Annotated in this window: 9 protein-coding genes; 7 read left to right on the forward strand and 2 right to left on the reverse strand. The window is 66.2% G+C overall.

Annotated features, from left to right (window positions below):
- Positions 1–206 precede the first annotated feature (206 nt).
- The gene (locus tag GM656_RS15785; protein WP_162414643.1) at positions 207–893 is read right to left on the reverse strand and encodes a helix-turn-helix domain-containing protein; all 687 of its coding nucleotides are present in this window, start codon (positions 891–893) and stop codon (positions 207–209) included.
- Between the two features lie 87 nt (positions 894–980).
- On the opposite strand from GM656_RS15785, the gene GM656_RS15790 reads away from it, so the two are divergent.
- The 4 genes from GM656_RS15790 (at position 981) to GM656_RS15805 (ending at position 4,891) form a co-directional block, all read left to right on the forward strand.
- Positions 981–2,618, forward strand: a complete 1,638-nt coding sequence (locus GM656_RS15790) for an NADH-quinone oxidoreductase subunit D (protein ID WP_162414769.1) — start codon at positions 981–983, stop codon at positions 2,616–2,618.
- 43 nt (positions 2,619–2,661) lie between these two features.
- Positions 2,662–3,186: a peptide-methionine (S)-S-oxide reductase MsrA gene (gene msrA / locus GM656_RS15795; protein ID WP_162414644.1), complete on the forward strand. Its 525-nt coding sequence runs from the start codon at positions 2,662–2,664 to the stop codon at positions 3,184–3,186.
- A complete protein-coding gene (locus GM656_RS15800; protein ID WP_162414645.1) occupies positions 3,183–3,602 on the forward strand; it encodes an acyl-CoA thioesterase in 420 nt (139 codons plus the stop codon). The genes msrA and GM656_RS15800 overlap by 4 nt, the downstream gene beginning before the upstream one ends.
- Before the next feature lie 89 nt (positions 3,603–3,691).
- Complete coding sequence (locus tag GM656_RS15805) at positions 3,692–4,891, forward strand: AI-2E family transporter (protein WP_162414646.1); 1,200 nt, start codon at positions 3,692–3,694, stop codon at positions 4,889–4,891.
- A 90-nt stretch (positions 4,892–4,981) separates the two neighbouring features.
- On the opposite strand, the gene GM656_RS15810 is transcribed toward GM656_RS15805, so the two are convergent.
- Positions 4,982–6,211: a DolP-mannose mannosyltransferase gene (locus tag GM656_RS15810; protein ID WP_162414770.1), complete on the reverse strand. Its 1,230-nt coding sequence runs from the start codon at positions 6,209–6,211 to the stop codon at positions 4,982–4,984.
- Positions 6,212–6,936: 725 nt separating this feature from the next.
- Between GM656_RS15810 and GM656_RS15815 the strand changes: the two genes are divergently transcribed.
- The 3 genes from GM656_RS15815 to GM656_RS15825 all read left to right on the forward strand — a co-directional run bounded on the left by GM656_RS15815 (position 6,937) and on the right by GM656_RS15825 (position 11,156).
- On the forward strand, positions 6,937–7,845 hold the full coding sequence (locus GM656_RS15815; protein ID WP_162414647.1) for a serine/threonine-protein kinase RIO2: 909 nt from the start codon (positions 6,937–6,939) through the stop codon (positions 7,843–7,845).
- A 406-nt stretch (positions 7,846–8,251) separates the two neighbouring features.
- The gene (locus tag GM656_RS15820; protein ID WP_162414648.1) at positions 8,252–10,198 is read left to right on the forward strand and encodes an ABC transporter substrate-binding protein; all 1,947 of its coding nucleotides are present in this window, start codon (positions 8,252–8,254) and stop codon (positions 10,196–10,198) included.
- 4 nt (positions 10,199–10,202) lie between these two features.
- Positions 10,203–11,156, forward strand: a complete 954-nt coding sequence (locus GM656_RS15825) for an ABC transporter permease (RefSeq protein WP_162414649.1) — start codon at positions 10,203–10,205, stop codon at positions 11,154–11,156.
- The last annotated feature ends 17 nt before the right edge of the window (positions 11,157–11,173 follow it).

Consider the following 11,173-nt stretch of genomic DNA (forward strand, 5'->3'; position numbering starts at 1 on the left):
CCATGTGAGAAGTCCATATTCTGGGGTTTGAGGAGAGAATGCGCTTAGTTTCGTATAAAATACAGCACAGGAGGGGCTGGCAGAGATCGCGCGATAAACTAGTATTCGCTATATCAAATCCACAAACGTTCAGGCCCCGGGCCGATAGCAGAGCGCCACAAAACGCGCTTCTCGTCCGTTTTCCGGTCGATTTTCGGGATTCGAGGTCAGTCGGGGCCGGCGCCCGGCGAGTCGTACTGGCCGAGCATGTCCCGCATCACGCGCGCTTCGGCCTTCCGGAGGTGTTCGGCGGCGGTCCCGGGCGCACAGCCCAGTCGGTCGGCCACGTCGGCGACGCTCCCGGCTCTGGGGCTCGCGTAGTAGCCGCAGTCGACGGCCGCGGCGACCGCCTCGAACTGCCGGTCGGTGAGCGTCGACCCGGTGTCGAGGCGGCGGCTGTCGTACTCGCCGACCTCCCGAACGTCGACGGAGATGCCGTCGGGGACGGCCTCGACGGCCCGCTGGACCGCGTCGCCGGGACCGACGAGCGTGAATCCGACGGAGCCGTCGGCCCGGTACGCGACGGGCGAGACGACGACCAGGCCCGTCTGTGTCACCGCACGGATCAGGTCGTGGTCCGTCTCCGAGGGGGTGTCCTGGACGTAGAGGTAGAACGTCTCGTCGGGACACGTCGAGATGGCGTACTCCCGGACGGTGTCGGCCCGTTCCAGCGCCGCTCTGTACGGGTCCGGCGGGAAGCCGTCGACGTGAAACAGCAGCGTCTGGACCTCGGTGCCCATCTCGTTGCCCCGGAGGAGGTAGCTCGCCTCGTAGCCGTCGCGCTCGACGACGAACTGGTGCATCGGGTGGCGGACCTCCGGGGCCATCCGCAGCGAGAGCGTGACGTACTTCACGGCGGCCGTTCGGCGACCTCATATAAAGGTGCCTCGCCGGTGAGGGGCCACTCCGAGGGCGGCGTGGGACGAACCGTCGACCAACGGATGGCACAGACCGCTCCCCTCACCGAACAGTCGCATCCGCTCGTCGAGCCGATCGCCGACCACGTGCTGACGACCGAAGACCACGAGAACGCCCCGGCGGTGGTCGTCCGCGCGGACGAGGTGCAGGACGTGCTCTCGACGCTGCGAAGCGAGGCCGGGCTGGACCACTGCGCCTGCGTCACCGCCCAGGAGTACGCCGACCGCTTCGAGACGATCTACCACCTCCGGAGCTACGACGACCCGACCCGCGAACTCTCCGTCGTCGTCCCGACGCCCCGCGACGCCCCCGAGAGCGAGTCGGCCGCGCCGGTCTATCGGACGGCCGAGTGGCACGAGCGCGAGGCCTTCGACTTGCTGGGCGTCGAGTACGACGGCCATCCGGATCTGCGTCGCCTGCTGCTGCCGGAGACCTGGCAGGGCCACCCGCTCCGCGAGGCGTACAACCAGGACCAGCCCCAGATCGTCCCCTTCCGGGAACACCAGCGCCTGCTCGAAGACACCCGCGAGGGCCCCGAGACGATGCACGTCAACGTCGGTCCCCATCACCCGTCGACCCACGGCGTCCTCCACCTGAGCGTCGAGCTCGACGGCGAGCAGGTCGCGGCCGTCGACCCCGACATCGGCTACATCCACCGCTGCGAGGAGCAGATGTGCCAGTCCAAGACCTACCGCCACCAGATCATGCCCTACCCCGACCGCTGGGACTGGAGCGGGGCCGGCCTGCTGAACGAGTGGGCCTACGCCCGCGCGGCCGAGGACCTCGTCGGCATCGACGTGCCGGAGTACGCGCAGGTCATCCGGACGATGTGCGGCGAACTGTCGCGGATTCTCTCGCACATGCTCGCGGTCGCCACGTACGGGCTGGACGTGATCGGCGAGTTCACGCCGGTGTTCCAGTGGGGCGTCCGCGACCGCGAACTGGTCCAGGATATTCTCGAAGACCTCACCGGCCAGCGCCTGATGTTCAATTACCTCCGCCTGGGCGGCGTGGCGTGGGACCTCCCCGAACCGCGCGAGGCGTTCTTCGAGGAGATCCGGTCGTTCGTCGACGACCTGCCCCGGAAGCTCGCGGAGTACCACGACCTGCTCACCGGCAACGAGATCATCCAGTTGCGGACGGTCGACACCGGCCACCTGCCGGCGGAGACCGCGAAGGCCTACGGCTGTACCGGGCCGGTCGCGCGGGGCTCGGGTATCGACTACGACCTCCGCCGAGACGACCCCTACGGCTACTACGACGAACTCGACTGGAGCGTCGTCACCGAGTCGGACGGTGACAACTTCTCGCGCCTGCTGGTCCGCCTGCGCGAGGTCGAGGAGTCCGCGAAGATCATCGCCCAGTGCGTCGATCTCCTCGAGGACTGGCCCGAGAGCGACCGCGAGATCCAGGCGAACGTCCCCCGGACGGTTCGACCCGACCCTGACACAGAGATCTACCGCGCCGTCGAGTCCGCCAAGGGCGAACTCGGCATCTACATCCGCTCGGACGGCACGGAAACGCCCGCCCGCTTCAAGATCCGCGGCCCCTCGTTTTCGCACGTCCAGACGCTGCCCGAGATGGCCCGCGGCGAGTACGTCGCCGACCTCGTCGCGACGCTCGGCAGCCTCGATCCGATCATGGGCGACGTGGACCGGTGACGGCGTCACGTGAGTTTTGTGCGTCGGCCGCGTACTGGGAGTGATGACCGAGCAAGCCACGTTCGCGGGCGGCTGTTTCTGGTGTACCGAATCGGTGTTCGAGCAGGTCGAGGGCGTGACCGACGTGGTCTCGGGCTACGCCGGCGGCCACGTGGCCGATCCCAGCTACGAGGCGGTCTGCCGCGAGGAGACCGGCCACGCCGAGTGCGTGCAGGTCACCTACGACCCCGAGGCGGTCAGCTACGAGGACCTGCTCGCGGTCCACTTCACGACGCACAACCCCACGACGAAGGACCGCCAGGGCAACGACGTGGGCACGCAGTACCGCTCGGCCGTCTTCTACCACGACGAGGCCCAGCGCGAGGCGGTCGAGGCGTTCATCGAGGAGGTTCAGCCGGGCTACGACAGCGACATCGTCACCGAAGTCGAGCCCCTGGAGGCGTTCTACCGGGCCGAGGAGTACCACCAGGACTACTTCGAGAAGAACCCCAATCAGGGCTACTGCCAGCTGACCATCCCGCCGAAGATCGAGAAGCTCAGGCAGAAACACGCGGAGCTACTGGCATGAGCTTCGAGTACACCACCGAGGTCGCGGTCCGCTACGCCGACGTCGACACCTACGGCCACGTCAACAACGCGGTCTACGCGACCTATATCGAAGAGGCGCGCATCGACTACCTCCGGGACGTCGTCACCGACGGCGAGACCCTGCTCGCCGACGACGAGTCCGGGACCGGCATCGTCATCGCGAACCTCGAACTCGACTTCGAGCGGCCCGTCCGACTGCGCGATTCGGTCACCGTCGCGGTCCGCGTGCCGCGGCTCGGGGGAAAGAGCTTCCCGATGGAGTACGAGGTCCGCAGCGACGGGGCGGTCGCCGCGACCGGCGAGACGACCATCGTCGCGTACGACCGCGCGGAAGGGGCCGCGCGACCGATCCCCGACGACTGGCGCGAGGCGATCACCGCCTTCGAAGGGCTGTAGTCGACCGGGAGATACGCCGCCGTCACTCGAAAAATGCATCGAACTGACCGGTGGTTTTATTTCACCTCGAAAGGTTGTATCGGGGACATATGCAACTCAGTGCCGCCCTCCGACGGCGTGTCCTCCTGGCGCTCGCGGGCACTGGCCTCCTCGTCGCGGTCGGACTGGTGCTGTCCCAGTTCATTCCGACGCTCGTGTTCACGATCTTCCTCTACTACGCGAGTCGTCCCATCTACCGACGGCTCGCGGCGCTTCCCTTCCCGGATTCCATTCGGGAACACGCGCTCCCGTACCGACGGCAGGTGCACGCGGCCGCGACGATCTTCTTCTTCCTGTTGCCCTTCATCGCCCTGCTCGGCTACACCCTCGTCCTCCTCGTCCCCGAACTCCAGACGTTCTTCGGATCCGGAGGACTCGGTGCCGCGTACCTCTCCTCGCTCCAGGACCTCGAACCGGGGTCGCTCCCGGCGCCGCTCGCGGCCCTCGGCGCGGACGACCTGCTGACGATGGGGCCGGGCGAACTGATCGCCCTGCTCAGGAACCCGACCGTCCAGTCCTGGCTGGGGCGGGTGTCGTCGACGCTCGTCGACTCGGTGAGCGTCCTGGCGACGATCCTCCTCCACGGCTTCATCATGCTGGCCGGGACGTACTATCTGCTCACGGACGGCCCGCGGCTCGTCGGCTGGTTCCTCGACACCTTCGACGGCTCGGGCGTCCTGGGCGAGTACGCGTCGTCCGTGGACGACGAGCTCTCGTCGATCCTCTTCGGAAACATCCTGAACGCGCTGGTGACGGGCATCATCGGCATCTTCGTGTTCTCGCTGTACAACGTGTTCGCGCCGGGGTCGGTCCAGGTCCCGTTCGCGCCGCTAGTGGGCGCACTAACGGGGATCGGGAGCCTCATTCCCGTCGTCGGGATGAAAGTCGTCTACCTCCCCGTAGCCGGGATCCTCGCCGTCTCCGCGATCGCGGCGGGAGAGCCGTCCGCGCTGGCCTACGTCGCCGTGTTCCTCGTGGTGACGCTGGTGGTCGTGGACACGATCCCCGACTTCCTCGTGCGGCCCTACGTCAGCGGGAACCGGACGCACGTCGGACTCCTGATGTTCGCGTACATCCTCGGTCCCATCGCCTTCGGCTTCTACGGCATCTTCCTCGGCCCGATCCTGCTGGTCCTGATCGCGCAGTTCTTCCGGGTCATCGTCCCCTACGTGATCACCGGCGAGGCCGAGACGAGCGATGCCACCGCGGACCAGACCTCCCTCACGGAGTTCGGGTCGTCGGAGTCCTAGAGTACCAGTCGAAACGAGGTACACGCCGATCGCACTGCTGTCGGACGATCGGATGTGCAGTGAATTTCTATGGCTACGATAGCGTCGGCCTCACCCCCTCGCGAGCGTACTCCTCGCTGTCGCGAGGTCGACACAGCGATCGCCGGGCGTCGAGCCGATCCGGTCGAGCCACCGGAGTTCCATCAGTGACAGCCGGTAGTGACACGTCGAGGGGCGGACCTTGTTCCAGTAGACGTAGCGGACGTCGGGCCTCGTTTCGAGGGCGGCGTGTTCCTGCGTGTAGTCGTCCGTTTCGAGATCAGACATGGGCGCGGGACCCGGCGTCTCGACGGGTGAGAAGACGAGCCCGACGCTCCCGAGCAGCGCGACGTTGACGACGAGCACGGCCGCGAGCGCGCCGCCGAGCGACCACTGGAACCGCCGTTCGCGGAGCCGTGCCGCGACGATCCCGACGCCGATGGCGACGAACGCGAGCCCCGGGATGAGGTCGGTGTAGCCGCCGGTCTCGAAGTCCACGAAGAAGATCAGGAACGCGAACCAGGCGGCGCCGACCGGGACCCACCACGTCGAGCGGCCGACGGCGTCGCCACCGGTCACCTGCTTCCAGGTGAGGCGAGCGAGCCCGTACCCGCCGACGAGGACGAACGGGCTCGCCCACTTGAAGTGAACGACGCCCGCGACGAGTCGGGCGAGGAAGGGAGTGTGTTCACCGGTCGCCAACGGCACGAGGACGGCCTGAACCACCATCTGCGACGCCGATCCCCAGAGCACGAACACGGGCAGGACCATCGCGACGGTGAACGCCAGCCCGCCGACGACGACGCGGACGAGCGCCCGTCGGTTCCGTTGCTGAACCGCCAAGCCGAGGAGGATGAGCGGGAAGACGGCTCCGGCCTGCCAGTAGCCCACGCTCGCCGCGGCTGCCGCGCCGCCGAGCGCGGGATACTCACGCGTGTACAGGTACACGGCGAGTAACCCACAGAGAACGACCATGTACTTCGCCTTGTAGCCGTAGGCCGGCCGGACGGCGAAGCCCGGCAACAGGAACAGGGACAGGCCCGCGATGGCGGCCGCGACGTCGTTCCCGGTGAGGTCGTGGACGTGAATCGCGACGAGGCCGACGATGGCACACACCGCGACGATCATCAGCAAGACGCTCAGGAGGTGGAATCGGTGCATGTCGCCGCCGGAGAGGACGGCCAGTACGCCCGTCGTCTCGTAGGACAGCGGCAGTTTCGGTTCCCACGCATCGACGTACAGGCGACCGCCGTGTGTGATGTACCACCCGATGTGCTCGAAGATAGCCGCGTCGGACGTCATCGGCGGCCGTTCGGTGTGGAGTGTGATCGCCCAGAAGAAGTACAGCTCAGTTATCACGGCGAACAAGACGGGGACCATGAACCGTCTGTCGCGCTGTCGGAGGGCGAGCGCGGATGACAGGTCGTCCAGGAGGTCCTGGTTTCTTCTGCTCACGCCGAATCGGTACATCGTGAGTGATGAAAAGTAGAGAGTAGTTTAGAAAGTAACATCTTCTAGACGGGAACGATAAGCGCATTATTGATACGGCCGATGACGCGCCCACGGCCCTGTTCCGTTACTGGTTCGCACAACAGCGCCGCGTGTCGGTACGCCGACACCGAAGTTCATCGGTCGCAGATCGGAGTTCGGTAAATCGAAGTTTGAGTCACGTACTCCCGAATTGGTGACGAGAGACGGCCGCTCGCCGGCCATGGAACGATCGGGTTACGGAATCGGAATACGGGTCTTACCCGACGACGAGTCGAACGAGAGACGACCGGCGGGAGGGCGTCGCGATCGGCTACGGCCCAGCCTGTTCCATCAGGCCATTTGTCGCCGACCGCGCGGTTCCCGCCGCTTCCACGCCTGACTGACGCCTCGTTCCGGCGAGTGAAAGGCCCTGCGCGCCGAGCGCAACGGTCTGCACTGGACACGTGGGGGCACATTCGATATAGCGGATATTAATTTATAACTCCCGGTCGCCGAACGCGTCGGCCTTTTACCGGTCGGCCGAATAGAGGTCCCTAATGGTCCAGAACGTGGCTTCGGTGATGGCAGAGCTGGAACCCGAGGACTTCCACCTGCTGTCGGGCGTCGAACAGGGGATGCGGTTCTCGGAGTACGTCGCCCGCGAGAAGCTCACCGATTTCTCTCGTCTGACAGCGGAGAACGTCGACTACCGCCTCGACCGCTGTGCCGACCGCGGACTGGTAGAGCGCAAGACCATCCAGTACGAGGGGTTCAAACTCACCTTCGAAGGGTACGACACGCTCGCGTTGCATACGTTCGCCGAGCGCGACACCATCCAGGGCGTCGGCGCGCCCCTGGGCGTCGGGAAGGAAAGCGACGTGTACGAGGCCCAGTCGTACAAGCCCGTCGCGCTGAAGTACCACCGCGAGGGGTACACCAACTTCCGCGAGGTGATGAAAGAGCGGGAGTACACCGCCGACCGGGAGCACGTCTCGTGGCTCTACACCGCGCGGAAGGCCGCCGAACGGGAGTACGACGCGCTCGAAACGCTGTATCCTGACGTGTCCGTGCCCCAGCCGATCGATGCGAACCGCCACGCTATCGTGATGGAGAAGGTCGACGGCGTCGAACTGTCGCGGACGAAACTCGAACCCGAACAGGTCCTGCCCGTTCTCGACCTCGTCCTCGACGAGATGCAGACCGCCTACCATGAAGGGTACGTCCACGCGGACATGAGCGAGTACAACGTCTTCGTCACCAGCGACGGCGTCGTCGTGTTCGACTGGCCCCAGGCGGTCCCGACCGACCACGAAAACGCCCGAGAACTGTTGACGCGTGACGTGGACAACATCGTGAGCTACTTCGCGCGCAAGTACCCCCAGCAGGTTGGTGACGTGGACCACGACGCGCTCGCCGACGTTCTGGCGAGCGAGTCGTTCGAGTCGGTTCGCGAGTTCCTCGACTGAGACGGCTGCGCGGGCCGCACTGACGACCGCCCGAGAGCGACGGCACGACGCTGCGTGCCGCAACTGTCGAGACACCGGTTTCGAGCGCTGTGGCGGCTCTGAGTCGGTCTCAGAGCGCCTGGCGAAGCCCGGGGCATGCGCCTGATAAATCAGATACCGCGATACGAAATCTGAGGTTTCGGGCACGGCGGCGCGACGACCCCGACTCGATGACCGCCCTGCAGTTTGGTCTGCGAGCCGGTCGTCGGAACGGAAGAAATAATGGGCCCGAAGGGCCGAGTCCAGATAGCAGATCGCCCACGTAACCGTCCGCCGTCTGGCACTTTCGACCGTCGAAAGTGCCGGCGTGATGTGTTATAAGTGTGTGGCAAGACAACATAAGACAAGAGTTTCGAGGAATACGTGAATGTCCCGTAACGCTGCCCCCACCGAACCGAGCACAGTCTCTCGACGGCGCGTCCTCCAGAGCGCGGGCGCGGCCGGCCTGGCCGCACTCGCGGGATGTAACACAGGAAGCGACGGGGGCGGCGCGGACAGCGGGACTGGGGACCTCGACCCGGTACGCGAGCGCGTCGAAGTCGACGTCGACGAGATCCAGACCGGCGGGACGGTCAGGTTCGGTCTCGGTGCCGGCATCGACTCGTTCGACCCCTCCTACAGCACCAGCGCGCCGGCCGGCAACGCCCACGGCCTCGTCTACGAGAGCATCATCACGCAGGACGCCGCGGGGACCGTCTACCCGTGGCTGGCGAGGACGTGGGAGCGCATGGAGGTCCAGGACATCGACCGGAGCGCCTACGAGCCCTACATGAAGTCCGCGGAGACGGACGAGAACGGCACCCTCGTCGCCGACGAGCAGATCATCATTCGCGACCCGGACGGTGGCCAAGTACTCACCGTCGAGGAGGCCCCAGACGCCGTCGCCGACGGCACGTACGGGATGCGCTACCGGGCCGAACTCCACGAGGGCGTCACCTTCCACAACGGCGAGGAGATGACCGCCGAACACGTCGCTCGCTCCTACGAGGTGGTCGAGAACTCCTCCATCTCGGCCCAGACCTTCGACTCGTTCCTCTACGCCGAAGCCGTCGACGACTACACGGTCGACATCTACGGCCAGGTGCCCGACGCCGAGGCCGACAACCAACTGCCCACGACGGTGTACCCGATGGAGCACATCGAGGAGTACCCCGACACGGGCGCGGACCCGCGCAACGACCGCACGCCCATCGGGACCGGCCCCTTCACGTTCGAGTCCTACGAGACGGGCGAGCGCGCTCAGTTCAGTTCCTTCGACGACTACTGGCTCGACGACCTCGGCCTCGACGCGCTGGAGTGGTGGGACGGGGCCGACGGATTCCCGACGAGTCCGGTCGTCGACGAGGTCGTCGTCTCCATCGTCACGGACAACGCGACCCGGGCGGCGGCGCTCAACAACGGCGAGATCGACCTCACGTACGGGCTGGCGAGCGACACGTACGGCGAGTACCGCAGCGCCGAGGACTTCCGCCTCAGCGTGACCGACGCCGGCGCGTACAACTTCCTGCAGTACCCGGTGACCGTCTCGCCGTGGGACGACGAGCGCGTCCGCCGCGGGGTCAACCAACTGCTTCCGCGAGCGGCGATCGCCGAGAACATCTACAACGGCTATCGGAACCCCGCGTACGTCCCGCTCCCGGAGATGGCCGCCGACGAGGGCAGCGCGGACTACGACGCGCTGGTGGAGGAGCTGCGCCCGCAGACCGAACAAGACACGGAGGCCGCGACGAGCCTGCTTCGGGAGGCCGTCGACGACCTGGGAGTCGAGACGCCGATCGAGGCGACCATCGAGACGAACACCTCCAGCGACCGCGTCCGCGAGGCCGAACTCGTCGCGCAGGTGCTGAGCAACACGGAGTTCTTCGAGATCGGCGTCGAGACGTTCGAGTTCACCACGCTCGTCCAGCGCATCCTCGGTCCCGAGTACTACCAGCAGGGCAAGATCGTCCTCATCGGGCTCTCGGGGACGTTCAATCCCGGGAGCTTCTACGACGCCGTCAACTCCATCGACAACTTCGGCCAGTGCTGCAACTTCCAGCGGGTCGACACGCCCGAGCTGGACGAGATCGCCACCGAGGCTCGGTACTCCGTCGAGGCGGTCGAGGACCCCGCGTTCCGCGGCCAGCGGTACGACGAGATCTGGCGGGGACTGATCGAGCAGGCCCCGAACAGCTACACCGTCTTCGGGACGAACGTCTCGTCGCTGTCGACGGAGTACGTGGGCCACAACACGTACACGTTCGCCTCCGAGATCCTTCCGTACGGACTCCACGCACCGACAGACGAACAGGTCGCCTATCTCGACCGCAGGTGATCCGATGAGCCTCAGACGCTTCGTCGCGATCCGGGTGGCCTCGACGATTCCGATCCTGTTCGGCGTCTCGGTGTTCACGTTCGCGCTGGTCCACCTGACACCGGGCGACCCGATCGACCAGCTCGTCGCCCTGAATCCCCAGATATCGGCGGCCGAGGAGGCGGCGATCCGCGCCAGATACGGCCTCGACGGCCCCGTCTGGCAGCAGTACCTCACGTGGATGAGCAACCTCCTGCGGGGCGACTTCGGGACCGTCATCGCCGTCGACCAGCCCGTCGGCCCCTACATCATGGCACGCCTACCCGAGACCGTCGCGCTCGGCCTGTTCGGGTGGGCCATCGCCCTGCTCATCGCCATCCCGACCGGCATCTACGCGGCGGTGAACAAGGACACGCTGGGCGACGACCTCTCGCGGGTGTTCGCCCTCTCGGGCATCTCGCTGCCGAACTTCTGGCTCGGCCTCATGCTCATCCTCGTGTTCGCGCTCTGGCTCGACCTCTGGCCCGTGCTGGCCCCGGACAAGCCGCTACTGTCGCCGGCGATGCTGTGGTATCTGATCCTCCCCGGCGTCACCATCGGGACGGCCTCCTCGGCGACGCTGATGCGCGTGATGCGCTCGTCGATGGCCGAGGAACTGAACAAGGAGTACGTCACCGCGGCGCGGGCGAAGGGGCTCCCCGAGCGGACGGTCGTGCTGAAACACGTCCTCCGGAACTCGCTCATCTCTGTGACGACCATCGCCGCGTTCCTGACTGCGGGCATCTTCGCGGGGGCCGTCGTCGTCGAGCAGGTGTTCGCCTGGCCCGGCCTCGGCCGTGCGTTCGTCCAGGCGATCATCGGCCGGGAGGTGGACCTCATCATGGCCATCACGCTCTTTACCGGCGTGACCATCATCCTCGCGAATCTGCTTGCGGACATCGTCTACGCGGTACTGGACCCGCGAATCAGGTACGACTGATCCATGAGGAACGACTG

Source organism: Haloarcula salina (assembly GCF_010119195.1).
Classification (GTDB): domain Archaea; phylum Halobacteriota; class Halobacteria; order Halobacteriales; family Haloarculaceae; genus Haloarcula; species Haloarcula salina.